Here is a 26,078-nt window from a genome sequence, read left to right on the forward strand (position 1 = left end):
GCGAGGGGATAAACCCCCTCGCCACAGATGATCCCTCTTGCCACAGTTGGATCAGTGGCTACTCATGCATATCCGGCGCATACACAAAACACAGCTTGTTCCCCTCCGGATCCCGGCAATACGCGCCGAAATAGCCTTCCGAGTACTGCGGCCTCGGGCCCGGCGGGCCTTCGTCGAAGCCGCCCATGGCAATGGCCAGGTCCCAGGCGGCGCGCACGGTTTGCGGTGAGTCGGCCGCGAAGCTGACCTGCATGCCGTTGCCCCACGTCGCGGGCAAGCCGTTGAAGGGTTGTTGCACGAATACCTGGGGCCAGCGCTTGCCAGGTTGATGCCAGCCTTCTCCGGGCGGGCCGCAATCGTTTTCGCTGTCCATGCGCACCAGGCCCAGGCAGCCCAGGACTGCATCATAGAAAGCGATCATCTTCGGCAAGTCCCGCGCACCGATCTGTATATGACTGAACAATCCCATCTCCTTATTGAGTTGCGCATAGCCATTGGAGAATTCCTGCTCCCCAAACGTTCGCTGCGGTGAACTATTGATCGACGAAACGCCCCGCGCAACGCTCATCGACTGACTGAATGATCCAACCGAACTCTGCTGAAAAGACCAGGGTCCACCCTCCATCGCATCCACATCAGCCTGGAGAACGACATGGTCGATTACCCTACCCCGCCTTTCCCGAAACAAAGCCAACCGGTGCCCGGCACCCAGCGAAAAATGGACCCGTATCCCGATTGCGGCGAACAGAGTTACACCGGTTCCGGGCGCCTGGCGAGCAAAATCGCGCTGATCACCGGTGCCGACAGCGGCATTGGTCGCGCCGTGGCGATTGCTTTTGCCCGTGAAGGCGCGGATGTGGCCATCTCTTATCTGGACGAACACGAAGACGCCCGGGAAACCGCCCGCTGGGTCGAACAGGCCGGCCGCCAGTGCCTGTTGCTGCCGGGCGACCTGGCGGATAAGGCCCAGTGCCGCAAAATCGTCGACGAGACCGTCGCCCGCTTCGGACGCATCGATGTCCTGGTCAACAATGCCGCGTTCCAGATGACCCACGAGCATCTGGAGGACATTCCGGACGAAGAATGGGTGCGCACGTTCGATATCAACATCACGTCGATGTTCAGGATCTGCCAGGCTGCCGTGCCGCACATGCAGGTCGGCGGCTCGATCATCAACACCAGCTCGGTCAATTCCGACATGCCCAAGCCGACCCTGCTGGCCTATGCCACCACCAAGGGCGCCATCGCCAACTTCACCGGGGGCCTGGCGCAGATGCTCGGGCCCAAGGGCATCCGGGTGAACAGCGTGGCGCCGGGGCCTATCTGGACACCGCTGATCGTTGCGACCATGCCTGAGGAAGAGGTCCAGAATTTCGGCTCCCAGACACCCCTGGGCCGTCCGGGCCAACCGGTGGAAGTGGCGCCGATCTATGTGCTGTTGGCGTCGGATGAGTCGAGCTATATCTCGGGCTCAAGGTATGGGATCACGGGGGGCAAGCCGATCCTCTAAGTTCTGGTGAGTTCCTATGTGGCGAGGGGATTTAGCGAAACGTCGCACCGCCCCGCTGGGGCGCGCAGCGGCCCTAAGATTTTGGGGCTGCTGCGCAGCCCAGCGGGGATAAATCCCCTCGCCACAAAAAACACTGCACACTATGGTTGCTGCTCAGGACGACTCCTTGGCAATCACCGAAATCTTCCCATTGCGCTCGATAATCGCAAACTTGATCTGCGCCAGGGTCTCGATCCCCTGGCTCGAGCGCGCCGCTTCCATGATGTCTGCTTCCACCAGCCGGGCAAGGCGCATGCGACCCTGGAGGATCCGGCCGTCCTCAACAATGATGGTCGGGCCGCCATCGACCAACTGCGAAACCCATTGGGAGCGCTGTTTGAGCAGCGACAGGCCAACGTCGATGGCGATCAGCGTCACGATCACCATCAGCGCATTGGTCAGCGAAAAATCGTCCCCCAGCAGGGCCTGCTGGGTGGCCTCGCCGATGATCATCAGCAGCACGAAGTCGAAGGTGGTGAGGTCCGCCAGGGAGCGGCGGCCGGCGATCTTGAACAGCACCATCAAAGCCAGGTACATCGCGGCGGCGCGCAGCACGGAGTCCATAGGTCACCTAAGGGAAAATGAATTGATCGAAACTGACCGCGCTGCCGGGCATGGCAATACGGCTGTGATACGTCCCCAGCCCGGCACTGACCAACGACAGGTACAGGCTCGCTTTGCCCTCGGCGTCGGCCTGGACCCACACCTTCAGCCCCTGCCCCACACTTGCCGACCGCACGGGCTGCGGCTGCAGCGCCTGCACGTCGAAGCCCTCCAGCCAGTCACCGCCCAACTCCACCTCCAGTAGCGCGCCGGGCTGGCCCTTGAGATGGAGGATCATTGCGTTGGTGGAGCCGTTGCGATGAAACAACTCATACTTGACGCCCAGCCGACCATCACTGCTCTGTACCTCACGGGAGCTCAGCGGGCCGCGGGAAAACAGCCCGAGCAAGGTCAGGATCACCAACAGCACCAACACATACCAGCCGACTCGCTCGAAGCGCCAGACCTTGAGCTGATACGCCATGTCTTCGCGTATCGGAAACTCGCGGCTGTGAAAATCTTCCGGCTCGGTGGGATTGTTCATCAGGAGGTCCTATCGCTGCTCACCCGCCAGGGCACGCTGGTGAAAGTGCCGCAGTTGCAACAGTGCGTGCTCGGCGGCCCACAACTGCACCTGGCCGCGCGTCCCGAAAAAGCGCTCCTGGCGGCTGAACAGCGCCCGTTTGCCCTTGATCTCGAAGGCCCAGGCGAAGCACACGGTGCCGGCGGGAATGCCATCCATGTCGTCCGGCCCGAGGATACCGGTGGTGGCCACCGCCACGTTGGCGTTGGCATCGTGCAAGGCGCCGAGGGCCATTTCTTGCGCCACTTCGCGACTGGTGAGATTGAAGGTGTCGATGGTCCGTGGACTCACGCCCAGCAGCCGTTGTTTCGCCTCCGGGGAATACACCACGTAACCGCTTTCGATCAGCGAACCGCTGCCCGGCACTTCGGCCAGCAGTGTGACGATCTGGCCGGCGGTACAGGATTCGGCCGTGGTCAGGCGCAGGTCATGGTCTCGCAGGTAATCAACCAGGGATTGGGCGACGGTCATGGTACGGAGTCCTTCAGGGATGCTGATGGGTTGACCCCCGTCGCCTGGATTCATTCCCTCTGATCGCCTCCCGGCACGCCGCGCCAAATAAATGAAACCCCGGCTAAATCCTGCACCTCAAACCCATAAGGGCCTCACGCTGAGGCTGTCTCGTTCAGGAGGTCGTCATGTCCGCACCTTTCGTCAAACTGTTCACGCACCCCGAGTTCGCCTGGCAGGACATCCGCGAAGAAGAACAGGCCCACCCGCGCCACTACCTCGCTCACTTGTTGTTGCTGGCGCTGATCCCGGCGGTGTGCCTGTTCATCGGCACCACCTGGACCGGTTGGAGCCTGGCTGAAAACGAAACGGTACGGCTCACGACCGCCAGCGCCCTGCAACTGTGCGTGCTGCTGTACCTGACCATCGTCGCCGGCGTGGCGCTCCTGGGCCTGTTCATTCGCTGGATGTCACGCACCTTCGACGCACGCCCGACGGTCAACCAGTGCATCGGCTTCGCCGCCTATACCGCCACGCCGTACTTCCTGGCCGGGATTTCCGGGCTTTACCCCAGCCGCTGGCTGGCGGTGGCCGTGTTGCTGGCCGCTTCGGTCTATTCGACCTACCTGTTGTTTATCGGCTTGCCAAGGTTCATGAGCCTGAAGAAGGAACAAGGGCTGTTGTACTCGGCGAGTGTCTGGGGGGTTGGGTTGCTGGTATTGGTGACCATGCTGGTGGAGATGATCTTGTTGTGGTTCAACGTTTTGCAGCCGGAGTACCTGCGGTTTCCTGTAAGTTGATCAACCGATGGGATCCTGCGCCGGACGCTTCTGTGGCGAGGGGATTTATCCCCGCTGGGGCGCGAAGCGGCCCTAAGATTTTGGGGCCGCTGCGCAGCCCAGCGGGGATAAATCCCCTCGCCACAGAAGTCCACTGCAAATCCCTATTATTTATCCGTTTTCTTCATCCCAATCCGCCGAAGCATGTCGGCCGTGATGCTCTGGCGGGTTTTCTTCAGGTCGGCCCAAGGCTCGTGCCCCACTTCCGCCAAGCGCTCATGGACGTTGTGCACATTCCACAGGTTCGCCCCCTTGAGCTGCGCCACTTCCTCTCGATAGATCGGCACCGACACCGGCAGCCCTTCCCGGGTGCGGGCGGCATAGGCGCAGATGGTGGTGGCACCCAGGCCGTTGCGCAGGTAGTCGATGAAGATCCGTCCTACCCGGTTCTTCGGCCCGGACACCGCAGAGAAACGGTCCGGCAGCAGCTTCGCCATGTGGCTGACGATGGCGTGGCTGAACCCCTTGACCTCGTCCCAGCCGAGTTTGCGTGTCAGCGGCACCACCACATGGATGCCCTTGCCGCCACTGGTCTTGAGAAACGCCTTGAGGCCCAGCTCGTCGAGCACCGACAGGGTCAGTTGAGTGGCTTCGACCATGCTCTTCCACGGCAACGCAGGGTCCGGGTCGAGGTCGAGGACGAAACGGTCCGGCTTGTCCAGATCCACTGAGGTGGCGTTCCAGGTGTGCAGTTCCACCGTACTCATCTGCACCGCACCGATCAGCGCCTCGGCGTTGTTGATGATCATCACCGGCTGCCCGGTCAGTGCCTTGTCCAGACTGGTAATTCCAGGAATCGCCAAGCGCTCGGCGTTCTTCTGAAAGAACAGCTCACCGGCAATGCCGTCCGGTGCCCGCACCAGGGCCACCGGACGCTCGGCCAGTTCCGGCAGAATGAATTCGGCGACGCTGGCGTAATACTCGGCCAATTGCAGCTTGGTGGTGCCGCTGGTGGCGTCGATGACCCGGTCGGGGTGAGTGATCCGCACCTTGCCCTCCATCGCCGGTGCCTGGGTGGCTTTGCCCTTGGCTTTTGCTGTGGACTTAGCGGGTGCTTTTTTGGTGTCAGCAGGCTTGTCCACGGTTTTCGGGCGCTCCTGGGTAATCTCCTTGGCCGGTTTATCACTGCGTAGGCCATGGAATACCGCGTGGCGCACCGAGCCTTCCTTGGTCATCTCGGCATACGCCACTTCGGCCAGCAACGTCGGCTTGAGCCAATGCACGCCCTTGGCTTCGTAGCCGGTGGGCGGGTTGACCACGGCGGCCTTCTTCGTTTCCAGGGGCAGCAACTGTTGGTGGATGCTTTTGAGGGTGGTTTCGTTGAAGCCGGTGCCGACCTTGCCGGCGTAGCGCAATTCACCGCTGTCAGCGTCGTGCAACCCCAGCAGCAAAGCACCGAACGCACTGCGGGCGCCCTTGGGTTCGCTGAAACCAACCACCACGAACTCCTGGCGATTCTTGCACTTGAGCTTGATCCAGTCACTGCTGCGCCGGGACACGTAGGCACTGCCGGCGCGCTTGCCGATCAGCCCTTCCATCTGCATCTGGCAGGCGCTGTTGAGCAAGGCCTCCGGGGTTTCTTCGAAGGCATCGGAGAAATGCAGCAACGGATCCTCATTGCCCTCCAGCACCGCCGCCAGCGCAGCCCGGCGTTGTTCCACCGGCACTTTGCGCAGGTCCATGCCATTGAGATAAGGCAGGTCGAACAGGTAATAGGCGATCTTGCCACTGCTGCCGACCTCGAAGGCGTTTTGCAGCGCCTGGAAATCCGGCACGCCCTGCTCGTTGGCCACCACCATTTCCCCGTCAAGCCAGGCCGACTCAAGCCCCAGCCCGGCCAGGGCCTCGGCTTGCCTGGGCAACTTGTGGGTCCAGTCGTGGCCGTTGCGGGTGATCAGGCGCACATCTCCCTTTTCGATACGGGCCATGACCCGATAGCCGTCGAATTTGATTTCATAGAGCCATTCGCCGTCGGGGGCGCTTTCCACCAGGGTCGCCAGTTCCGGCTTGAGCGTCTCGGGAATCGGCCCGGCGACTGCGCCACTGAGGGTGCTTTTCGAGGTTTTTTTCGATGCCTTGGGTTTGCTGGGTTTATCCGGCTGCTTCACCGCTTTGGTAGCAGCGGCAGCCTTGCCCCGGCGCTTGGGCACGATGGTGCGATCGCTGAGCACGCTGTCCGGCTCGGCCTGGACCACGTCGTATTCACTTTCAGGACGGGCCGCGTCGTCCTGGTGCTTGATCAGGAACCACTGTTCCTGCTTGCCCGGCATGTGGGTGCGTACCAGGTTCCACAAGCCGGCCAGCTTCTCGCCTTGCAGCTCGAACTTGAGCCGGCCCTTCTCGTAGGCTTCGTGGGGATCGCCCTGGGGAATCCACACGCCCCGGTCCCAGACGATGACCTCGCCGGCGCCGTAATGCCCCTCTGGGATGCTGCCTTCGAACGTTGCGTAATCCAGCGGATGGTCTTCGACATGCACCGCCAGGCGCTTGGACCTGGGGTCCAGGCTCGGCCCCTTGGGCACCGCCCAGCTCTTCAACGCGCCGTCCAGTTCCAGGCGAAAATCGTAATGCAGCCGCGAGGCATCGTGTTTCTGGATGCAGAACTGCAACGCGTGGGCGCTTTTCTTCGATGTGCGCGCGCGCTTCGCCGCCGGCTCCGGGGTGGCGGCGAAATCACGCATGCGGTTGTAGTCATCGAGGTTCTTGCTGGTCATCGGCCACCTGCGACTTGCTGTAGCGCCGGATCGGCCACGGGCAGCCCGGCGGTTTCCGATACCAGTTGATCGACCACCCGGCCCAGAGCCTGCTCGGGGGAATCCCCCAGCAGCAACCCTTGTTCGTAGAGGACCACTTGCCGGTCGGCACTGGTGCCTTCCTGCACGATCCGCCGCGCCTGCTTGAACACATCGGAAACGCCCAGGGCCGCGGCCGTTTCGCCAAAGGTCCGTTCGGCCAGGGTCAGCCATTCACCAATGAGCATGGGTTGCTCCTGCCCCTCGATGATGAATTCCGCCAGGATCCCGTGGCGTTTGGCCCGCCAGCGGTTTTCCTTGAGGATCCACTGGGAGGTCAGGCTGTAGCGGTCCCCAGGCTGGGGTTGAGCGACGGCGTGGGCCACCATCACGCGAAACAGCGAGACGAGACACAGGACATCATCGATCCGGGGGCAGGCATCGCAGATGCGCATCTCCAAGGTGGGGAAATGCGATGAAGGCCGGATCACCCACCAGCAATCGCTGGCCTGGCGAATCGAACCGGTGCGCGTGAGCAGGTCGACGTACTCGGCAAACGCCGATTCGTTTTCAAAGAACTCCGGCACGCCCATGCGCGGCCATTCATCGCAGGCGACCTGCCGGTAGCTGTTGAACCCGGTGTACGCGCCATTCCAGAACGGTGACGAAGCGCTCAATGCGAGGAACATCGGCAGCCAGGGCAGGACCTCGTTCATCACCCGGACACGATCGCGATCCACCGGCACTTCCACGTGCACATGCAGGCCCGAGAGCACGCTGCGCCGGGCCACCCGCTGGTAATCATCGAACAGTTGCTGGAAGTGCAATTCGTCGGTGGGCTGCAATCCCTGGGCAGCCATCGGGTGAGAGCCGGCGCTGAGCAATCCCAGGCCATGGGGGGCCAGACGTCGCGTCAGCCCCGCACGCACCTCGGTCAGGTAATCGGCGGCCTCGGCCAGGCTGCGAAAGATGGGCGACGCCACCTCGACCTGGCTCTGGAACATCTCATGGGCGAAATGCTTGCCCAGTTCGATCCGGCATTCGGCCACCGCGGCCTCAGACGGTTGACCGGGCATGCAGCGGGTTTGCAGGTCGGTGATGAAATATTCCTCTTCAATGCCGAACTTCAGACGCCTGTTCATCGATAATCCCTCCGATTCCCGCGCCGATGCGGGTTACTACCAACGCCACCACGGCGATCCTTTCCACGTTCTGGTAACCCGGTGTCAGCAGTTCTTCACCAAAGACGTCAGGGTCCAGTTCCTTGTAGGTCCAGCCAAACTCCGGCGAATCGCGCCACGTTCCCAGTGCCTCCAGGAACGGATCGCGACCATCGACCATTGCCACTCCGGTGTAGAGCACCAGCGAGCCGCCCGGCGTGAGTCGGGGCAACGCCTGCTCGACAATGCGCAACGACAGCCCGGCACCGAGGGCTCCACCGCCGTCGCGATAGGCACGCTCCGCCGGGTCCGCCATGTACGGCGGGTTGGCGACGATCAGGTCAAATTGGCCGTCCACGTTCTGCAGCAGATCGCTGTAGGCGATCTCGAGGTTACCCACCTCGGCCAACGCGGCATTGACCGCGCTCAGGCGCAAGGCCAGTGGGTTGATGTCCAGGGCCAGCACCTGGGCCTCACGGCGGGCACGGGCAATCACAATCGCGCCGACACCCGCGCCGCAGCCGATGTCGACGGCCCGATGCACTGCCGTGAAGTTCTGTTGCAGGTGGCTATGGATCAATTGTGCGAAGCGGTAACTGTCCGGACCGAAAAATACCGAATCGCTGGACTGGGTGGGGAACGCCGAATGAGCGAACAGCAACCCGTCCAGGCTCGACCAGCGCACCCGGCTGTGAAGCAGGCCGTCGCGCTCCTCCAGCACCTCGGCTTCTTGCAGTTGACGCTGTTCGTCGGCAGAAATCAGCCCCGGCGCAAATGGCCGCGACCAGCCGAACACGTCGCGCAACGTCCTGGAACGCTCGTTTCCGGGCCGCTGGTTGACCCGTTCGTGGGTCAGCGGCGTCGGCGTGATGAAGCGATAACCGTCGGCTTGCAGGCGACGGCCCAGCTGCAACAGCGCCAGGTCAGGTTCGGACAGGCGTTCTTCCTGATTCATGCAGGGCTCCTAGCGCAATACGGATTTGAGTTCGATGAAGCGACGGGTCGCCAGCAACCCGGCCGGATGGCTGTGACAGCGGGCCGAGAGCCAGGGGATCAGGGTCTGCATCTGCTCATCGGGCGTCTGGCCGCGCAACGCCTGCTGCAGACTTTGCACATCGGGGTCATCCGTCGGCGCTGGCGGCTCGCTGGCGGCAGCGTGGTTGCGTCGGGGCGCCGAACGAGTGCCCTCTTCCAGCCAGTCGCCGGCAATCCAGTCGTGCAACAGCTGTTTTTCGTAGGGACTGAACACCCCGAACATCGCCGCGCCGGCCCCTTCGATCAGCGTCCAGAACCGACTGTTCTGCGGGTCTTCATGCCGCCGGATCCAGCCTTTGCCTTGCATTGCGTCGAGGAAGCCTTCCAGTTGGCCCGGCGCCGCCAGCCACTGGTTGACGGTCTTGCCTTCGAACTTGCAGTAATCGGAATGCATGTGCTGGCCGAACGGGCGTTTGCGTTCGAGCATCTCCAACACTTCGCGATGCAGGTCGAAGGACTCGATGATCGCCCGGCTGCCCTGCCCCAGGTCATTAAGGCGATAACCCAGGGTGACCCGGCGCCAGAAGGCCTCGCGGTCGGCCTCCATCGGCAGCAGTTGCAGCAGCGATTGCACGGCTTTGTGGGCGTGGCCGGTGCTGGCGTTGTCGATGGTCACGTGGAGGGTGAAGTAATACGGATCGATGTCCAGTTCGCTCAGCTCATAGGCGCTGATCAACAGATGCAAGGGCAATTGCTCGTAGCCCAGGTTGTAGCCGATGACTTCGGGCAGGTATTCATCGCCGGCATACCCCAGGGCCAGTTGCACCGCGCCTTGCAGGTAGCGCTCATCGTCGATGTCCGGGGCATCCGCCAGGCCGTGTTCGGCGAGGAGCTTGCGGTAGATCACCACGTGGTTCTGCGCCGGAACGCCGTCGCCCAGCTCCTCCAGGTAGGTGCACAGCAATCCTTCGAAGCGATGGTCGTGCCAATGCTTGAGCACGCCATACAGCCAGGCGCCGTCCACCAGCTTGGTCGGCGCAACGGCCTGGAGAAAATACAAGGCGTGGGCCTTGCTGGTGAAAAACGCCCGCGGCCCGCCGCTTTTGCGTCGTTCCAGGTAGTCGGCATATTGCCGGGCCACACCGGCGCTGTGCTGCTCGACCCAGGCTTGCAGGGCCATGGGGTCATCGGGCATTTCCTGGGGCAACGCTGCAGCCTGTTCCAGGCATGACTGGAGAAAGGCCTGGGCCACGGCTTGCCGGTCGGCATCGTCGGGGCCCTGGAGCAGCTGCTCGTAGCATTGGCGCACGTTCCCGGCAGCGGTGAACGGGTCAGTAAACGGTCGCCCGGTGGCGGGCCGGTGAAGGGATGTCAGCGCAGTCATAAGGGCCTCATGGGTGCTTGGCAGGACGCTGAATCAGCACGTCTCTTCCAGTGCAGAGCCCTGCGCGTGGCGAAAAATTCCCTTGGGTTGAAACGCAGCCGGATAAACGGGGTATGCCGTTGTGAGGGGAACCCTCGCTTCGTTCGTGCTCTCGAATGAAGGAACCAGGGTATGTGAGGCGTTGCCCTGCGCCACAGGGTTCTGGTTTATCCGGCCATCAAGGAGCACCAATGATCTTCACAGCGTGGGTTGCGGTGCTCGGTGCCGTATTGCTGACCCTGGCCCTGACCTCTTCCTACCTGCGCTGGATGCCGGTCACCACATCGGCGATGTGCCTGGCGCTGGGCGTCGCCATCGGTCCGGCGGGGCTCGGGTTGTTGAAGCTGGACATCGTGGACTCCACGATCTGGATGGAGCACCTCACTGAAATCGCCGTGGTGTTTTCGCTGTTCGTCAGCGGCCTGAAGTTGCGCCTGCCCTTCAAGGACCGCACCTGGCGCGTGGCCTATGGGCTGGCCGGGCCGGTGATGATCCTGAGCATCGCCGGCCTGTGCCTGGCGCTGCATTATCTGTTCGGCCTCGGTTGGGGTGTGTCGCTGCTGATCGGCGCAATGCTCGCCCCGACCGACCCGGTGCTGGCGGCGTTGGTGCAGGTCAACGATGCCCGGGATGACGACCGGGTGCGTTTCGGCCTGTCCGGCGAGGCCGGCTTGAACGATGGCACGGCGTTCCCATTCGTGATCCTTGGCCTGTTGATGCTGCGCGACGGCAACAGTGGCTTCCTGCCTGAGTGGATCTTGCGCAACGTGCTCTGGGCCGTGCCGGCAGGCTTGCTGATCGGCTACGGGATGGGCCGCGGCATTGGTCGCCTGACCTTGTCGATGCGCATCAGAAATGCCGACAGCACTTTGTCGCCCAACGACTACCTGGCCCTGGCGTTGATCGCCCTGGCCTATGTCGCCGCCGAATCGGTCCAGGGCTATGGTTTTCTCTCGGTGTTCGCCGCCGGGTTGGGCTTGCGCCAGGCCGAAGTGGCCTCCACCGACAAGGACTCGCCCCCCGCCGAACACCTGGTGCAGCCGGTGGTGGGGCACGAAACCGCCGCGCCAAGGCAAGCGGTGCTGGGCGACACCGAGGCCCTGGATGACGGCCAGGTGGCCGCCGGCGTGATGATGGGCGATATGCTCGCGTTTGGCAGCTTGGTGGAGCGCGCCATGGAAGTGTTCCTGGTGACCCTGCTCGGGGTGGTGCTGGCCAGCCATTGGGACTGGCGGGCCCTGGCCATCGGCGCCCTGCTGTTCGGCGTCATTCGTCCATTGTGTGTGCTGGCGATGCCCTGGGGGCGCTTGCTGGACCGCTCGCAACGGTTGCTTATCGGCTGGTTCGGCATACGCGGCATCGGCAGTCTGTTCTACCTGTTCTTCGCCTTGAACCATCACTTGCAACCCGAGGTGGCGAACCTGTGCATCAACCTCACCCTGTCGGTGGTGGCCCTGAGTGTCCTGGTCCACGGCTTGAGCACCCAGCCGACCCTGGCGTGGTACGAGCGCCACAAGCGATCAGACCGCACCGACCGCTAACCTCCCGGATCGCTCACCTGGATGTAGACCGAATACACCCCCAGCAGCACCCAGAACGCCGCGAAAATCCACGGCGTGCGCACCGAGAACAGCAGCGACTTGCGGTAGCCTTTGTGGGTCGATTCCCGCTCGCTGAACAGCGGCGACTCGTCATAGACCAGGCCCATCATCGGCTCGGAGCGCAGCAATTCACTCTGTTTGAAATGCCAATGATCGATGATCTCGTAGGCCGCACGAATACCCGGCCAGGCGTTGAGGGAGCTCAGGAAGCCCAGCAACGCCAGGAATGGCGGCACGATCAGGGTGAACAACTTGCCCCACTCCGGGTTCAGATTCGCCATGCACGAAGCGAAGGCAATCACCAGGAACGATTGGGCGGCCAGGTACGCATCGGTCCGATTGGCCAGGATGCTGGTTTCGTACTGGATCTCCCGGCGATAGAAGTCCAGCCGCTCCTTGGGAGAGCCGAACAACTTGGCCTGGTGTTCCGTCAGCTCTTCTTCCGGGGTCTGGGTGGTCAGGATTCGGGGCATTGCGCGGGCTATCCCTCGGCGATGATTCGAATCTGTTAGAAGACAGTGCCGCCAGGCAAGTTCAAGCCAATGGACCGCAGGTCCAACGAAACACCGGCCGGCCGTGAGGGTCTTTAGATCATCGAGGGCGTTGAGGAAGCGGGTGTGGATTATCTTGGATGGGTGCAGTGGCCAGCGATGGTGGTAACGGTGCTTGCCGCCTGGCTGATCGGCTCACGCCAGCCACGGCGACGGGTGATGGGCTTCAGTTGCTTCATCGCGAGCAACATTCTGTGGGTGGTCTGGGGGCTGCATTCGGATGCGTATGCGTTGATTGTGTTGCAGTTCTGTTTGTGTGCGATGAACTTGCGGGGGTTCAGGAAGAACACGGGATAGAGCCCCCCTGTAGTAGGAGCTGTCGAGCGCAGCGAGGCTGCGATCTTTTGATCTTTCTCTCGCGACTCAATTGTCTGGGACAAGATCGCAGCCTCGCTGCGCTCGACAGCTCCTACGATTGTGGCCTGGCTGGAGATATCACAAGCGGATTATCAACAAGCCATGGTTATTTCATCGTCTGCCCGATCGCCTGCACCAGGTCTATCTGCTTGAACGGCTTGGTCAGCCGTGGCAGTTGGGTGGCGAAGCCTTCCAGGCGTTCGGCGTAGCCGGTGGCCAGGATGATCGGCAAGGTGGGCTGTCGGTCTCGCAGCAACTTCGCCAGTTGCGCGCCGTCCATCTGCGGCATGGCCATGTCGGTGATTACCAGGTCGATCTCCGGGTTGCGCTCGTACAGTTCCAGTGCCTGGACACCTGACGGGGCGCAGAGCACCCGGTGTCCCAGGTCTTCGATCAACAAGCGGGTGCTGGTCAGCACCAGGCTGTCATCATCGACCACCAGCACCAGCAACTCCTGGGGCGACAACGGCGCCGACGCCTGGACCGATACCGTCTCCGGCGTCGAGTGGTCAGCCACCGGCAACCACAACTCGGCGGTGGTGCCGACGCCCTTCTGGCTCTTGAGTATCAAGCGTCCCCCCAACTGCTCGGCCAGGCCATGCACCATGGACAGGCCAAGGCCAGTGCCCTTGCCAACCCCCTTGGTGGTGAAGAAAGGGTCTACGGCCGAGGCCAGGGTCGCGTCATCCATCCCCTCGCCTTCATCGGTGATCGACAGGCAGACGTACCGTCCAGGCTTCAGGGGCACGTCCGCTGCCTCGGTCTCCCGGCGCTCGTCAGCCGCAATCAGGATGCGACCGCCATGGGGCATGGCATCCCGGGCGTTGGTCGCCAGGTTGAGGATGGCCAGTTCCAGCTGGTTGACGTCCGCCAGGACCGGCGACAGCGCCTCGGCGAAACCGGTCTGGATGTGGATCGACGGCCCCATGGAGCTTTGCAGCAGGCCGCTGATGCCCTGCACCAGCGCCGCCAGTTCGACCGATTCGGACGTCAGTTTCTGCCGGCGGGCAAAGGCCAGCATTCGTTGGGTCAGCGACACACCGCGCAGCGCGCCCTGGGTCGCGTTGTCCAGCAGTTGGGCGAGTTTCGGATCGCCGGGCATGCGCTTGCGCACGATCTCCAGGTTGCCGAGGATCACCGTAAGCAGGTTATTGAAGTCATGGGCGATGCCGCCGGTGAGCTGGCCGATGGCTTGCAGTTTCTGGGACTGGAACAGCGCCTCACGGGCCTGCTCAAGGGCCAGCTGCGCCTGGGTGGCGTCGGTGATGTCGCGGGTGATCTTGGCAAACCCCAACAGCGTGCCGGTGTCGCTGCGGATCGCATCGATGACCACGTGGGCCATGAACCGCGTACCGTCCTTGCGCATGCGCCAGCCCTTCTTCTCGAAGCGCCCCTCGCTGGCGGCGATGCTCAGCGCCCGCTGTGGCTCACCGTTTTCACGGTCTTCGGGGGTGTAGAACATCGAAAAATGCCGGCCAATGGCTTCCGCCGGGAGATAGCCCTTGATCCGCTGCGCCCCCTGGTTCCAGTTGGTCACCAGTCCGTCGGGATCGATCATGTAGATGGCGTAGTCGGTGACGCTCTGTACCAGCAGGCGAAACTGTTGCTCGCTCTGCTTGAGGGTTTCCTCGGCCATCTTGCGATCGGTCAGGTCGCGAGTGATCTTGGCAAACCCGAGCAAGGCGCCGCTGTGGCTGTCGATGATCGGGTCGATGACCACGTGGGACCAGAACAGCGTACCGTCCTTGCGCACCCGCCAGCCCTCGCCTTCGAAACGCCCCTCGCGCAAAGCCGTGTCCAGCGCCCGTTGCGGCAGGCCGGCGGCGCGGTCCTGGTCGGTGTAAAAGCGGGAGAAATGCTGGCCGAGGATCTCGGCCTCTTCATAGCCCTTGAAACGCCGGGCGCCGGAGTTCCAACTGGTGATGATGCCCGTGGGGTCGGTCATGTAGATGGCATAGTCGACCACGGCGTCGATCAACAGCCGAAAACGCTGTTCCTCGTTGATGCGGGCAGTCTTCTTATTGTTCTCAAGCATTTTTGGCCGGGGCGTCCGTGTAGATTTCTTTGCGAAGTATGGTGCAATTCCCTTTGTGGGAGCGAGCCTGCTCGCGATAGCGGTCGTCCAATTGGCATCTAAGGGACTGACACACCGCTATCGCAAGCAGGCTCGCTCCCATAAGGTTTCGCAGGGTGTTCTTGATTGACAGACCACCAACCCGGCAATAAGTGCTGCACTCGGGCTTCACCGAAACGGTCGTCGATCAGCATCACCACCCCTCGGTCCTGTTGGGTGCGGATCACGCGCCCCGCGGCCTGGACGACTTTCTGCAAGCCGGGATACAGGTAGGTGTAGTCGTAACCGTCGCCGAAAATCGCGCCCATGCGCTGCTTGATCTGTTCGTTGACCGGGTTGAACTGCGCCAGCCCCAGGGTGGCGATGAATGCGCCGATCAGGCGTGAACCCGGCAAGTCGATGCCCTCGCCGAACGCGCCGCCCAGCACCGCGAAGCCGATACCCTGGCTGTGTTCCATGAACCGTTCGAGAAAGGCTTGCCGGGGTGCTTCGCCCATGCCCCGGGATTGTGTCCAGATGGCGATGTCCGGGTGCCGTTCGGCGAACAGCGCGGCCACCTGTTGCAAATAATCGAAGCTGCTGAAAAAGGCCAGGTAGTTGCCGGGACGCTCACCGAACTGGCGCGCCATCAACCCGACAATCGGTTCCAGTGAAGCCTGGCGGTGGGCAAAACGGGTGGAAATCCGACTGACGACCTGGACGTCCAGTTGCCCGGCATGGAACGGCGATTCCACATCGATCCACACCGTGTCCGCCGGTGTGCCCAACAGGTCGGCGTAGTAGTGCCGCGGGCTCAGGGTGGCGGAGAACAACACGCTGCTGCGGGCCGCCGTGAGCCTGGGTCGCAGGAAACCGGCCGGCACCACGTTGCGCAGGCACAAGGTGGACAGGCTGCGCTGACGGCCGAGTTCACGCTTATGGATGTCGAACAGGAAATGCACGTTGAACGACTCCGCCACCCGGCCGAACTGCAAGGCCTCGAAGTAGAACGCCTGCAAGTCGCCGTCCAGGCCCTGGGGATGGTCATTGAGGTAATCGCCGATGGCCGTGGTGCACTGGGCCAGCGCCTGGAGCAGTTGCTCCGGTGGCTTTTCATAGGCCTGGTAGACCGCCACCTGAGGCGCGTGCAAAGCGTTCCACTGGCGATTGACCCGCTGCAAGGACTTCTTCAGCGGCTCGGGTGCGGTTTTGCGCACGGCGGCCAGTGTGGACTGGTCGAGGGTTGCGCTGTACATCTGCCGGCCCCGCTCCACCAGGTTATGGGCCTCATCCACCAGGGTTGCGACCGTCAAGCCATCGGCCTGGGCCAGGGCGAACAGCAAGGCGCTGAAGTCGAAATAATAGTTGTAGTCGGCGACGACCATGTCGGCCCATCGGGCCATTTCCTGGCTAAGGTAGTACGGACACACCTCATGGGCCAGCGCGATCTCGCGCAGCGCAGCCTGATCGAGCAAGGTGACCTTGCTGGCAGCCTCGCGGGCGCCCGGCAGGCGATCATAAAACCCCCGGGCCAGCGGACAGGATTCGCCATGGCAGGCCTTGTCCGGATGCTCACAGGCCTTGTCCCGGGCGATCATCTCCAGGACCCGCAACGGCATCGACGGTGCGCTGTGGGTGATCACCCGCGCGGCATCCAGCGCCAGTTTGCGCCCCGGGGTCTTGGCCGTGAGAAAGAACACCTTGTCCAATTGCTGTGGCGCCAAGGCCTTGAGCATCGGGAACAGCGTGCCGACGGTCTTGCCGATGCCGGTGGGCGCCTGGGCCATCAGGCAACGTCCGGTACTGACAGCCTTGAACACCGACTCGGCCAGGTGCCGTTGTCCCGGCCGAAAGCCTGCGTGCGGAAAAGCCAGCGCCTGCGCCCCGGCGTTGCGTGCCTGCCGGTGGGTCATTTCCTGTTCGGCCCAGGCCAGGAACAACGCACATTGCTGTTCAAAGAAGGCCTCGAGCTGCGTCGCCTCGAAGCCTTGGGTCAGGCAGGTTTCCTTTTCACTGACGATGTCGAAATACACCAGCGCCACGTCGATGCGTGGCAGTTGCAGCTTCTGGCACATCAGCCAGCCGTAGATCTTCGCCTGGGCCCAATGCAATTGGCGATGATTGGCCGGTTGCCTGGAGAGGTCGCCGCGATAGGTCTTCACCTCCTCGACGCAGTTGCTGATCGGGTCGTAACCGTCGGCCCGGCCCTTGACCCTCATGCTGCGGTAGCGGCCTTCCAGGCTGACCTCGGCCTGATAAGCCTCGTTGCGCCGTGACGCCACGGTGCGGTGGCCGACGATGCCCTCCAGTGCCGTGGGTGACGGGGTAAAGCGCAGGTCCAGGTCGCCGGTCTTGGCGGTGAACTCACACAACGCCCGAACGGCGATGCTGTAGGCCGGTTCCGCAGTCATGCGCCCTGCTCCAGCCATTGCACATGGCAGACGGCAACGGGCATCCGGTGTTCGTGGCAGAACTCCAACCAACGCACCTGATTGTCTTGCAGGCGATCACCGGGGCCTTTGACTTCGATCATGCGGTAGGTCTTGTGCTGCGGCCAGAACTGGATCAGGTCCGGCATGCCGGCACGGTTGGCCTTGATGTCCAGCAGCAAGCGGTTGAACCAGTGCCTGAGGTGTTCGGCCGGCAGGCAGTCGAGGGCCTGACTCAACAATTCTTCGGACACGGCGCCCCAGAACACGAAAGGCGACTGGACGCCCCATTTCTCTGTATAGCGACGGACAATGGTGTCCCGATAGCGCCCGTCGTCGAGCTCGGCGAAACAGGTCGCGAACAGTTCGGCGCGGCGAGCAGCGAAGTCTTCATTGAGCAGGTCCACCGGACCGCGCTGGAACGGATGGAAGAACGCCCCCGGCAACGGCGCGAAAATCGCCGGCCAGCACAACAACCCGAACAGCGAATTGATCAGGCTGTTCTCGACGTAATGCACCGGGGCGGCCTCGTCGTGCAAATGGGCCTGGACGTGGTATTCCACCGACAAGGCCGGATCGACCCGGGGCAGATGCAGGTCCAGCCGCTCTACCTCCCGGGCCATGGCGCGGGGCACCGGCGGCCCGCCCAGTTTGCGTCGCAAGCGCGGCATGACCCTGAGCAATGCCTGGCTTTCAGCGGCGTTTTCCGGCGTTCGGGCGGCCATTTCCCCCAGCTCCAGGGCCAAGGCGTACTCGCCAATGCGCTCCAGCACGCGGATCATCCGCAGCCGTGCGCCGGGGTAGGTGCACTTGCGATAGATGCCCAGGGCCAGGGCAAAATCGCCAATACGTTCGGCGTGCTGGCCGATCTGGAACAGCAACTTGCCCCGACGCCGCTCCAGCCATGGGTTATCCAGGGCCAGCGCGTCGACTTGGGCAACGATGTCCTCCAGCGGCTCACCGGCTTCGAAACACTGCTGGCAATCGTGCAGAAACAGGCAGGCATCGACATCCCGGCGGCTGCGCAAGCCCCGGGATTCGGCGCTGAACGCCACGCTTTCATAAGTAAAGATGCCCAGGTCCGCCAGCACGAACTCCGACCAGTCCTGGTAGAGATTACCGAAGAACATCAACCGCAGCCGGTCGCAGGTCTCCATGATCGTCAGGCTGTAGAGCCGGTCTTGCAGTTGCGGACACCATGCATTGAATGGCTGTGTTTCGCCTGAACGGTCAGCCAATGCCTGGAGCCATTCGGTCTTTTTTGCCTTGGGGTGTTCGATCAGGTGGCCCAGGCACAGGAGGATTTCCGGCTTGAGCAGCACCTCGAACAACTCGGCCAGGCTCAGGGGCAGTTGCGTTTGCACCCAGCCCAGGGCCAACAGCGGTTCGACCGCCGCGCCAATGTCGCCGATTTCCGGGTAATGCAGTTTGCTGTGGCGAAAGCGCAATCCCTTGCGCATCACCATCCGCACCAGCAACCCCTGGGACGCGCGCGGCAAGGAGGCGAAATCATCGATGAATTGCTGTTCGTCGATACTGAGCACATCGGCATAGCGTTGCGTCAGCCAGGCGAGCACCTGCTGAAAATTGTTCAGGTAGTAAAAGGGGTCGTCGAGGGGGTTGGTTGTCACGGGAACAAGCGCCACGAATACTGGTTATGCGTACAGATACCAGCTACGGACGGCTCGGGCAACTGCAAAGGATGAGCGGTTCCGTCGATTAAAAGGAGAAATCCTGTGACCGGCGATGAACTTTCCTACAGCAAGCGGGACCAATGGCGGTTGATTACAGTGATGGCGCGGCCGGATCAGCCGCGTCCTTTTGATCGAGAGGTATGGATATGAACATCAGGTTTCCGGGCCTGTTCTTGGCGGGCGCAGTGTTCCTGGCGCTGGCCGGTTGCTCGACGCCGACCGTCGTGACCTTGCAGAACGGTACCCAGTATTTGACCAAGGACACCCCCAACACCCGCACCTCCGACGGTTTCTACGAGTTCGAAGACATTGCCGGCAAGAAAGTCCGGGTGCGCGCCGACGACGTGGCGACGATTCGCAAGGAAGACTGAATATCTTTGGGCTTGCCCGGGATGACGATGGCATAACCGACAGTACTTGCGACTGCACTACCGCCATCGCGAGCAGGCTCGCTCCCACAGGGGATCTGCGGTGGTCACGGAATTACTGTCATCCCCGGTCCATGTGGGAGCGAGCCTGCTCGCGATGGTGGCACATTCAGCATCGATGCCAGCAGACCCACCGCTATCGCGAGCAGGCTCGGCTCCCACAGAGGTCAGGGTTCACAGGTGATTCAGGCGAACACAATGTTCTCCCCAACCTGCCCCAACCCTACCCCCACCAACGTCACGGCGCTGTCGCCAACCGTGAGCACCGTATCAGTGCCCACTTGCGACAGGTGCTCGCCGTAGTCATAACCCGCCCCGGCCCCCTGCACGCCGAGGAACACCAGCTTGTCTCCCGCGTCGTAACCGCTGATCCGGTCCTGGCCGAACGCGCCGTTGAAGATGAAAGTGTCGCTGCCGCCGCCCGATTGCATCACGTCATTGCCGGCACCGCCGACGAAGGTATCGTTCCCCGCACCGCCCAGCAGCACGTCATGACCGTCCAGGCCGAACAGCCAGTCCCCCGTTGCCCGCGCCACCAGGGTGTCCTGAGCCGCGCTGCCATTGACCGATGACGCATACGCCGTCAGGTTGCTCCCGGCCAGCAGGCCGTTGGCGGTGACGCTGTGGCTCACCTCATCCTTGAGCACTCCCCAGAACAATCCGGGCTCCTTGCTGACCAGCGTACCGATGTCGCGGGTCATGCTGATCCCGCCGTGGGCATCCCGCACGTACAGCGTGCCGGCCCCGTCATGGGCGAAGCTGAAATCCTTCACCGATTGCTGCAGTTGCAGGCTGTTGCTGCCCTGCCCGCCCAGGATCATGTTATAGCCACCACCGTCGCGGAAGGTGTCGTTGCCGGCGCGACCTTCCAGGTAATCGTTGCCCTGGCCGCCCTGGATCAGGTCGGCCTGGTCGCTGCCAATGATGAAGGTGCTGCCGGTATGGGTTTCGGCATTGCGATTGAGGTCCTGCACCCAGGTATTGCCCCGGGCCGGGTCCGACAGGTTGGCAACGACGATGGTGGAATCCTTTGCGGTCAGGTCGTAGAACGCAGAATCCATGATCCGCCCCATGCCATCGCCGTAACCGGTGGGCAGGTGGGAAATCCAGGTGGGGATGTTGAGGATGGAAAACGGCAACAGGTTCCAGGCCGTCGACGCGTAGTGGTCGTTGAAGCTGACGATGTTGTTGGTGGCCGATTCCTGCTGCGCATCGTGCACCCCTACCGACGCCAGGTTGAACGTCGAGCCGTCCAGCGCCCGGAATACCGGGTCGTTTTCATAGCCGATGTTCAGCACCTTGTCGGTGCCGCTCTGGGTCGGTGAGGCATAGGCGATGTAGTTGGCGCTGTTGTAGAACCCCGACCACTTGCCGGTGCTCAGGTCGGCCATGCTGTTGACTGCCAGGCCACCCAGGCTGTGGCCGCTGACCAGTACGTCCTTGCCCGTCAGACCATGGGCCTGGGCGAACCTGGCGACATCCCCAAGCAGGTTGCCGAAGGCTTCACCTGTGTAGTTTTTCGCATAATCCTTGGGGCCCAGGGCGGCCATCACGTCATTGATCACATCACCGATGGAGTCACCGATCAGGTTTTCCCGGGGGCCGCTGGTGCCACGAAACGACACGCCGATTTCCTGCAGGTGACCCTCGGCGTCGTACTTGCCAAGGATCTCCACCTGCGCGGTGGTGTAGCCGGTCTTCTCGCCAAAGAACGTTCCGCGACCATCCACTTTGCCGGTATAGCCCAGTTGCGAGGCACTGATGGGTGTCCAGCCGGCCTTTTGCACCGCTTCCAGGGCAAGCTTTTCCGAATCGGGATTCCACGGCACGCCGGGAATCACCCCCTGGGAATCGGTGCCGCCCAGCAGCGCCGTGACCAGGGTTGCCGGCAGGCCGGCACCGAAGCCGTTGTGCTGATACCCGGCGGCAAAACCGTTGTCGAGGTTGTGGTAGGAATACAGCATGATCGCCATCGCATCGCTGACCAATACCTTGGACTCGGCGGTGCCGAGGTTCTTGTAGTCGTAGATACCCATGTGTTGCTGCCTCTCTTTTTGTTGTTGGAATGGGTTGCCCGCTCTGTAGGAGCTGTCGAGCGAAGCGAGGCTGCGATCTTTTCCTCTGACAATTGAATCTCAAGCCAAAGCAAAAGATCGCAGCCTCGCTTCGCTCGACAGCTCCTACGGGTGTATGCCATGACGATCAGTGACGAACGCCTCATCCACCTTCGCCAGGTCCTGCTCCCCCAACGTGCCGGCGTAGTAATGCAACTTGACCCAGGCCATGAGGTAGTCGTAGCGGGCCTGGGCGAGGTCGCGGCGGGTGGTGTAGAGCTGTTGCTCGGCGTTGAGCGCGTCAAGGTTGACCCGCTCGCCGCCAAGGATGCTTTGCCGGGTCGACACCACCAGCGCTTCGGCGGAGGCCAGGGCTTTCTGGTAGGCCCGTAGCTTGTTCACCCCCGACACGCAGGCGCTGAACTGTCGGCGTAGTTCGATCAGGGTTTCGCGGGTCTTGGCGTCCAGCTCGTATTCGGCCTGTTCCATGGTGCGGCTGGCCTGGCGGGTCGACGCCGAAACCCCGCCGCCGGCATACAAGGGCACGCTGACTTCCAGGCCAACGGTGTTGGTGTCGTAGCGCTGGTTGTAGGTGTTGCCGCTTTCCGACTCGTTCTGGCGCATCGTCGCGTAGGCGCTGACCTTGGGCAGATGCCCGGCGCGGTTGCGCTCCACCTCATAGCGCGCCACGTCCACAGCTTGGCGCTGGGAAGCCAGGTTGGGGTTGTTGCTCACCGCCAGCTCGTGCCACGTATCGAAACCGGCGGGCTGCAAGGCGAAGGTCTGGAAGGTTTCGTTCAACGGCGCCAGGTCGTTGATGGCCAGGGTGGGGACGCCTATCAACGAACCCAGTTCGCGCAGGGAAGCATCCTGTTCGTTGTGCGCTTCGATTTCTTCGGCGGTGGCCAGCTCATAGCGCGACTCGGCCTCGAGGATATCGGTGCGGGTGCCTTCGCCCTGGCGAAACAGATGCTCGTTCTGGCGGAACTGCTGTTCGAAGGCCTTCTTCTTGGCCTGGGCAATGTCGATCTGGTCTTGGGCGAACAGCGCTTGGGTGTAATGGCTCAGCACCCGCACCAGCAGCTCCTGGCTCTTGCCACGGAAATTTTCATCGGCGAACAGTGCCTGCGCCACGCCTTTGCGATAGGCCGCGTAAGCCTCGTAATCCAGCAGTGGCTGTTGCAGGGTCAGGCTGGAGCCGTAACTGCTGTAGTTGCGATCGTCATGCTGGCTGGCGCCGCGATCATTGAGGTAAGTGACCTTGGACTGGTTGCGGCCCTTGTTGTAGCTGTAGCCCAGGTGCGGCAGCAGCCCGGCCCGGCCGATGGCGCGATTCTCCAGGCCGGCATCGCGCTCCTTGATCGCCCCGAGATAGACCGGGTCATTGCGCAGGGCCTGCTCGTAGAATTCGAACGGCCCCATGGCCCAGGCATTGTTGCAAGTAGAAACGGCCAGCAATGCCAACCCGCAGAAACACTTCATACACCGGACATCCTTATTCCTCGGTCAACGCAGAGCCGGCCCGGTCGAGCAGCGGTTTGAACAGGTAGTTGAGCAGCGAGCGCTCACCGGTGCGCACGAACATTTCCGCCGGCATCCCGGGCTTGATCACCAGGCCATTGAGTTTTTCCAGTGCCGCATCGCCAACACTGCTGCGCAGCACGTAGTACGGCGTAGCGGTTTTTTCATCGATCATCTGGTCGGCGGACACCAGGCTGACCTCCCCCGACACCCTCGGCGTGCGGCTCTGGTTGAAGGCGGTAAACAGGATGTCCACCGGCAGATGGATGCCGACCTTGTCGATCAGGTTCACCGGCAGGTGCCCTTCCACCTCCAGCCGTGTGCCTTGGGGCACGATCTCCAGCAAAGTGTCGCCCTGGCGCACCACGGCGCCTTCGGTGTGCACCCCCAGGTTGACGGCGATGCCATCGGCGGTGGCGAGGATCTCACTGTGTTGCAGCTCAAACCCGGCCGAGGTGAGCTGCTGTTGCAGGGTTTCGCTCTTGAGCTGGGCGTCGGCCAGTTGGCTGCGGACTTCCTTCTGGTACTCCTCGCTGTGTTGCTGCAGCTTCAGCCGCGACTCGATGATCCCCTGCTCCACCCGGCCGCATTCGCCGCTGTTCTGCGCCAGTTCCTGCTGCACCTGGGACAACTGCCGTTGATAGTCCAGCAGGCGGTTGCGTGGGATGTAACCGTTGTCCGCCAAAGGTTGCAGGTTGCCCAGTTGCAGGCGCAGGGACTCGGCCTGGGCAGTCAGGTCGCCGCGGGCCCGACGCATCCCTGCCAATTGCGCGGCGGCGCCGTCGATGCTGGCGCGCAACGCGGCCTGCTCCCGGGCGAAGGCTTCGCGGCGGCTGCTGAACAACTGCCGCTGGCCTTCGAGCACCAGTGCCAGGCGCGGGTCCGGGCCCTGGCTCAACGCGGCCGGAAAGCTCACTTGCGTGAGGTTGTCCCGTTCGCTTTGCCAGCGCGCCAGGCTGGCCCAGGCCATCCGGTACTGGGCTTGCAGCGATTGCACATCAGCGGCGGCCTGGGTCTGGTCCAGGCGAAACAGCGGCTGGCCTTGCTTCACCGCTTGGCCTTCACGCACCAGGATCCGGCTGACCACGCCACTACTCATCGATTGCACGGCCTTGCGCTTGCCGGAAACCACCACCGTGCCCTGCACGGGAATGCCCTGGTCCAATGGGGCCAGGCTGGCCCAGGTGAAGAAACTGCCGGCACCGAGGATCGCCAGGGCCCAGCCCATGCGCGTAAAAAAACGGGCGTCACGTTCGGGACGCTCGGAGTGTTGAGAGTGTTCGGAGTTCACGTCGCGATCCTTGCTTATGCGTTGCCGGGTTGGCTGGCGGTCTGGTACTGGCGACTCATGCTCAGCCCGTTGGGCGCTGCCTGGGGTTTGTCCCGCGGGGTTTCCGACTGGCCGGACAGTGCCCGCAGCACTTCCTGGCTCGGCCCGAACGCCTGTAGCCGTCCTTCGTTGAGCACCAGCAGCTTGTCGGCCTGGGCCAATGCCGAGGAGCGATGAGTCACCAGCACGACGCTGGTGCCCTGGGCTTTCATCTGCGCGATGGCGCTGGCCAGCGCCGCCTCGCCGACGGTATCCAGGTTGGAATTGGGCTCGTCGAGCACCACCAGGCTTGGCTGGTCGTACAGGGCCCGGGCCAGGGCAACCCGCTGTTTCTGCCCACCGGACAAACCGCAGCCGTCCTCCCCCAAGACCGTGTCATAGCCCTGGGGCATGCGCAGGATCAGCTCATGCACGCCGGCCTGCTGCGCGGCAGCGACGACCTTTTGCGGATCAGCCTCGCGAAAGCGGGCGATGTTCTCGGCGATGCTGCCGCTGAACAACTCGATGTCCTGGGGCAGATAGCCGATGTACGGGCCGAGTTGATCACGGTTCCAGCGATGGATATCCGCCCCGTCGAGCCGCACCGCGCCACCGAGGGTCGGCCACACCCCTACCAGCACACGGGCCAAGGTGGATTTACCGGAACCCGAAGCCCCCAACACCCCAAGCACCTCACCGGCACCGAGGCTGAAACTGACGTGATGCAACGTCGCCTGGCGCTGCCCCGGTGGCCCGGCGCTGACCTGCTCGAAGCTCACCTGGCCCTTGGGCGGCGGCAATGGCATCGCCTGGTCCTGCGGCGGATAGGCCTGCAACAGCGCATCGAGACGACGATAGGCCAGCTTTGCGCCGCTCCACTGTTTCCACACGGCAATCAACTGATCGATGGGGCTCAGCACCCGGCCCATCAGGATCGAACCGGCAATCATCATCCCGGCGCTCATGTCGCCCTTGATCACCAGCAGCGCACCCAGCCCCAGCACCAGCGATTGCAGGCACAGGCGCAGGGTCTTGCTGAAGGCACTGATCACGGCGCCGGTGTCGCTGGCCTGGTTCTGCAGGCCGAGAAAACGCGAGTGCACGGCAAACCAGCGGTTGCGCAGCGCATCGAGCATGCCCATGGCCTGGATCGATTCGGCGTTGTGCAAATGGCTGGTAGCCAGTTGGCTGGACTGTTGCGAGTAACCGCTGGCCTGCGCCAAGGGTTTGCGGGTCATGGCTTCGTTCAGGCACGCCAGCCCGATAAGCAGCAGCGTGCCGACGCTGGCGAACACCCCCAGCCAGACGTTGAACAGATAGATCACCAGCAGATAGACCGGGAACCAGGGCGCATCGAAGAACGCGAACAGCGCCGGCCCGGTGACGAACTGGCGCAGATGGGTCAGGTCGCCCAGGGACTGCCCGGCGTTGCCTTCGCCCTGGAGCAGGTTGCGCTCGAACGCGGCTTTGTAGACCTGGAGGTTGAAACGCCTTTCCAATTGGCTGCCGATGCGGATAACAATGAAACTGCGCACCATTTCCAGCAGCCCGATGAACACAAAGAACCCCACCACCATCAACGACAACATCACCAGGGTGGTTTCGTTTTGCGATGACAGTCCCCGGTCGTACACCTGGAGCATGTAGATTGAAGGTGCAAGCATCAGGACATTAATCAGTGCGGTAAAACAACCGACACTGAGCAGGATATTCTTATAATCGCCCAGTGCCTTGAACAACGGCACCGTGGCGGTGATCTTTGCCATCTTCATCATTCTTCCCTGCTGTTGGCTTCGCCACGGAGTTGGCAAACACTTGAACTTGCCA

The 26,078-nt window shown here is 62.7% G+C and carries 21 protein-coding genes; 5 read left to right on the top strand and 16 right to left on the bottom strand.

The genetic code is table 11. The annotated features are described in order from the left end of the window. Positions 1 to 58: 58 nt before the first annotated feature. Positions 59 to 463 (bottom strand): VOC family protein, encoded by a 405-nt coding sequence (locus LOY67_RS14090; RefSeq protein WP_265063064.1) that lies wholly within the window; start codon positions 461 to 463, stop codon positions 59 to 61. Positions 464 to 652: 189 nt separating this feature from the next. Here LOY67_RS14090 and LOY67_RS14095 point away from each other — a divergent pair, with 189 nt between their 5' ends. Further along, positions 653 to 1,510, top strand: coding sequence for an SDR family oxidoreductase (locus LOY67_RS14095; RefSeq protein WP_265063065.1), 858 nt, complete (start codon positions 653 to 655; stop codon positions 1,508 to 1,510). Between the two features lie 153 nt (positions 1,511 to 1,663). Here LOY67_RS14095 and LOY67_RS14100 read toward each other — a convergent pair whose 3' ends face one another. From LOY67_RS14100 to LOY67_RS14110, 3 genes are read right to left on the bottom strand one after another with little or no spacing between them, the layout of a single operon-like run. Next, positions 1,664 to 2,113, bottom strand: a complete 450-nt coding sequence (locus LOY67_RS14100) for a DUF421 domain-containing protein (protein WP_265063066.1) — start codon at positions 2,111 to 2,113, stop codon at positions 1,664 to 1,666. Positions 2,114 to 2,120: 7 nt separating this feature from the next. Further along, on the bottom strand, positions 2,121 to 2,636 hold the full coding sequence (locus LOY67_RS14105) for a hypothetical protein (protein WP_265063067.1): 516 nt from the start codon (positions 2,634 to 2,636) through the stop codon (positions 2,121 to 2,123). 9 nt (positions 2,637 to 2,645) lie between these two features. After that, positions 2,646 to 3,146: a CinA family protein gene (locus tag LOY67_RS14110; RefSeq protein ID WP_265063068.1), complete on the bottom strand. Its 501-nt coding sequence runs from the start codon at positions 3,144 to 3,146 to the stop codon at positions 2,646 to 2,648. A 167-nt stretch (positions 3,147 to 3,313) separates the two neighbouring features. Between LOY67_RS14110 and LOY67_RS14115 the strand changes: the two genes are divergently transcribed. Further along, positions 3,314 to 3,925 (top strand): Yip1 family protein, encoded by a 612-nt coding sequence (locus LOY67_RS14115; RefSeq protein ID WP_265063069.1) that lies wholly within the window; start codon positions 3,314 to 3,316, stop codon positions 3,923 to 3,925. Positions 3,926 to 4,071: 146 nt separating this feature from the next. Here LOY67_RS14115 and ligD read toward each other — a convergent pair whose 3' ends face one another. Genes ligD through LOY67_RS14135 form a run of 4 tightly spaced genes read right to left on the bottom strand, consistent with a single transcriptional unit; the run spans position 4,072 to position 10,215 of the window. Then, positions 4,072 to 6,678 (bottom strand): DNA ligase D, encoded by a 2,607-nt coding sequence (gene ligD / locus LOY67_RS14120; RefSeq protein ID WP_265063070.1) that lies wholly within the window; start codon positions 6,676 to 6,678, stop codon positions 4,072 to 4,074. Continuing rightward, positions 6,675 to 7,838, bottom strand: coding sequence for a carboxylate-amine ligase (locus LOY67_RS14125; protein WP_265063071.1), 1,164 nt, complete (start codon positions 7,836 to 7,838; stop codon positions 6,675 to 6,677). Before LOY67_RS14125 ends, ligD begins: the two co-directional genes overlap by 4 nt. Then, positions 7,810 to 8,811, bottom strand: coding sequence for a class I SAM-dependent methyltransferase (locus LOY67_RS14130; protein ID WP_265063072.1), 1,002 nt, complete (start codon positions 8,809 to 8,811; stop codon positions 7,810 to 7,812). Before LOY67_RS14130 ends, LOY67_RS14125 begins: the two co-directional genes overlap by 29 nt. Positions 8,812 to 8,820: 9 nt before the next feature. After that, a complete protein-coding gene (locus tag LOY67_RS14135; protein WP_265063073.1) occupies positions 8,821 to 10,215 on the bottom strand; it encodes an iron-containing redox enzyme family protein in 1,395 nt (464 codons plus the stop codon). A 230-nt stretch (positions 10,216 to 10,445) separates the two neighbouring features. On the opposite strand from LOY67_RS14135, the gene LOY67_RS14140 reads away from it, so the two are divergent. Then, positions 10,446 to 11,795, top strand: coding sequence for a cation:proton antiporter (locus LOY67_RS14140; protein WP_265063074.1), 1,350 nt, complete (start codon positions 10,446 to 10,448; stop codon positions 11,793 to 11,795). Here LOY67_RS14140 and LOY67_RS14145 read toward each other — a convergent pair. Further along, positions 11,792 to 12,328, bottom strand: a complete 537-nt coding sequence (locus LOY67_RS14145) for a hypothetical protein (protein WP_265063075.1) — start codon at positions 12,326 to 12,328, stop codon at positions 11,792 to 11,794. The two genes, LOY67_RS14140 and LOY67_RS14145, sit on opposite strands and share 4 nt — an antisense overlap. Positions 12,329 to 12,472: 144 nt before the next feature. Between LOY67_RS14145 and LOY67_RS14150 the strand changes: the two genes are divergently transcribed. Then, positions 12,473 to 12,703 carry a hypothetical protein gene (locus LOY67_RS14150; protein WP_265063076.1) on the top strand — a complete coding sequence of 77 codons (231 nt, stop codon included), beginning with the start codon at positions 12,473 to 12,475 and terminating at the stop codon, positions 12,701 to 12,703. Between the two features lie 166 nt (positions 12,704 to 12,869). On the opposite strand, the gene LOY67_RS14155 is transcribed toward LOY67_RS14150, so the two are convergent. The 3 genes from LOY67_RS14155 to LOY67_RS14165 form a co-directional block, all read right to left on the bottom strand. Next, entirely contained in the window at positions 12,870 to 14,798 is a 1,929-nt protein-coding gene (locus tag LOY67_RS14155) for a PAS domain-containing sensor histidine kinase (protein ID WP_265063077.1), read from the bottom strand. A gap of 98 nt (positions 14,799 to 14,896) precedes the next feature. Beyond that, positions 14,897 to 17,227 carry an ATP-dependent DNA helicase gene (locus LOY67_RS14160; RefSeq protein ID WP_265063078.1) on the bottom strand — a complete coding sequence of 777 codons (2,331 nt, stop codon included), beginning with the start codon at positions 17,225 to 17,227 and terminating at the stop codon, positions 14,897 to 14,899. After that, positions 17,224 to 18,876 carry a VRR-NUC domain-containing protein gene (locus LOY67_RS14165; protein ID WP_265063079.1) on the bottom strand — a complete coding sequence of 551 codons (1,653 nt, stop codon included), beginning with the start codon at positions 18,874 to 18,876 and terminating at the stop codon, positions 17,224 to 17,226. Before LOY67_RS14165 ends, LOY67_RS14160 begins: the two co-directional genes overlap by 4 nt. A 209-nt stretch (positions 18,877 to 19,085) precedes the next feature. Here LOY67_RS14165 and LOY67_RS14170 point away from each other — a divergent pair, with 209 nt between their 5' ends. Continuing rightward, on the top strand, positions 19,086 to 19,310 hold the full coding sequence (locus tag LOY67_RS14170; protein ID WP_265063080.1) for a YgdI/YgdR family lipoprotein: 225 nt from the start codon (positions 19,086 to 19,088) through the stop codon (positions 19,308 to 19,310). A gap of 242 nt (positions 19,311 to 19,552) precedes the next feature. Here the strand turns inward: LOY67_RS14170 and LOY67_RS14175 are convergent, their stop codons facing one another. From LOY67_RS14175 to LOY67_RS14190, 4 genes are all read right to left on the bottom strand, one after another. After that, on the bottom strand, positions 19,553 to 21,403 hold the full coding sequence (locus LOY67_RS14175) for a polyurethanase (RefSeq protein ID WP_265063081.1): 1,851 nt from the start codon (positions 21,401 to 21,403) through the stop codon (positions 19,553 to 19,555). A gap of 144 nt (positions 21,404 to 21,547) precedes the next feature. Next, positions 21,548 to 22,903 carry a TolC family outer membrane protein gene (locus tag LOY67_RS14180; protein ID WP_265063082.1) on the bottom strand — a complete coding sequence of 452 codons (1,356 nt, stop codon included), beginning with the start codon at positions 22,901 to 22,903 and terminating at the stop codon, positions 21,548 to 21,550. Between the two features lie 13 nt (positions 22,904 to 22,916). After that, entirely contained in the window at positions 22,917 to 24,170 is a 1,254-nt protein-coding gene (locus LOY67_RS14185) for an HlyD family type I secretion periplasmic adaptor subunit (RefSeq protein ID WP_265067765.1), read from the bottom strand. A 77-nt stretch (positions 24,171 to 24,247) separates the two neighbouring features. After that, complete coding sequence (locus LOY67_RS14190; protein WP_265063083.1) at positions 24,248 to 26,023, bottom strand: type I secretion system permease/ATPase; 1,776 nt, start codon at positions 26,021 to 26,023, stop codon at positions 24,248 to 24,250. Positions 26,024 to 26,078: the final 55 nt, after the last annotated feature.

The sequence above is a fragment of the Pseudomonas sp. B21-056 genome, from assembly GCF_026016325.1.
Classification (GTDB): domain Bacteria; phylum Pseudomonadota; class Gammaproteobacteria; order Pseudomonadales; family Pseudomonadaceae; genus Aquipseudomonas.

What these genes read in the sequence shown, in the direction of transcription:
- LOY67_RS14140 (WP_265063074.1), top strand. Translation starts at nt 10,446, where the DNA reads ATGATCTTCACAGCGTGGGTTGCGGTGCTCGGTGCCGTATTGCTGACC.
- ligD (WP_265063070.1), bottom strand. Translation starts at nt 6,678, where the DNA reads ATGACCAGCAAGAACCTCGATGACTACAACCGCATGCGTGATTTCGCC.
- LOY67_RS14145 (WP_265063075.1), bottom strand. Translation starts at nt 12,328, where the DNA reads ATGCCCCGAATCCTGACCACCCAGACCCCGGAAGAAGAGCTGACGGAA.
- LOY67_RS14095 (WP_265063065.1), top strand. Translation starts at nt 653, where the DNA reads ATGGTCGATTACCCTACCCCGCCTTTCCCGAAACAAAGCCAACCGGTG.
- LOY67_RS14185 (WP_265067765.1), bottom strand. Translation starts at nt 24,170, where the DNA reads ATGGGCTGGGCCCTGGCGATCCTCGGTGCCGGCAGTTTCTTCACCTGG.
- LOY67_RS14155 (WP_265063077.1), bottom strand. Translation starts at nt 14,798, where the DNA reads ATGCTTGAGAACAATAAGAAGACTGCCCGCATCAACGAGGAACAGCGT.
- LOY67_RS14105 (WP_265063067.1), bottom strand. Translation starts at nt 2,636, where the DNA reads ATGAACAATCCCACCGAGCCGGAAGATTTTCACAGCCGCGAGTTTCCG.
- LOY67_RS14170 (WP_265063080.1), top strand. Translation starts at nt 19,086, where the DNA reads ATGAACATCAGGTTTCCGGGCCTGTTCTTGGCGGGCGCAGTGTTCCTG.
- LOY67_RS14125 (WP_265063071.1), bottom strand. Translation starts at nt 7,838, where the DNA reads ATGAACAGGCGTCTGAAGTTCGGCATTGAAGAGGAATATTTCATCACC.
- LOY67_RS14110 (WP_265063068.1), bottom strand. Translation starts at nt 3,146, where the DNA reads ATGACCGTCGCCCAATCCCTGGTTGATTACCTGCGAGACCATGACCTG.
- LOY67_RS14175 (WP_265063081.1), bottom strand. Translation starts at nt 21,403, where the DNA reads ATGGGTATCTACGACTACAAGAACCTCGGCACCGCCGAGTCCAAGGTA.
- LOY67_RS14180 (WP_265063082.1), bottom strand. Translation starts at nt 22,903, where the DNA reads ATGAAGTGTTTCTGCGGGTTGGCATTGCTGGCCGTTTCTACTTGCAAC.
- LOY67_RS14130 (WP_265063072.1), bottom strand. Translation starts at nt 8,811, where the DNA reads ATGAATCAGGAAGAACGCCTGTCCGAACCTGACCTGGCGCTGTTGCAG.
- LOY67_RS14135 (WP_265063073.1), bottom strand. Translation starts at nt 10,215, where the DNA reads ATGACTGCGCTGACATCCCTTCACCGGCCCGCCACCGGGCGACCGTTT.
- LOY67_RS14115 (WP_265063069.1), top strand. Translation starts at nt 3,314, where the DNA reads ATGTCCGCACCTTTCGTCAAACTGTTCACGCACCCCGAGTTCGCCTGG.
- LOY67_RS14160 (WP_265063078.1), bottom strand. Translation starts at nt 17,227, where the DNA reads ATGACTGCGGAACCGGCCTACAGCATCGCCGTTCGGGCGTTGTGTGAG.
- LOY67_RS14190 (WP_265063083.1), bottom strand. Translation starts at nt 26,023, where the DNA reads ATGAAGATGGCAAAGATCACCGCCACGGTGCCGTTGTTCAAGGCACTG.
- LOY67_RS14100 (WP_265063066.1), bottom strand. Translation starts at nt 2,113, where the DNA reads ATGGACTCCGTGCTGCGCGCCGCCGCGATGTACCTGGCTTTGATGGTG.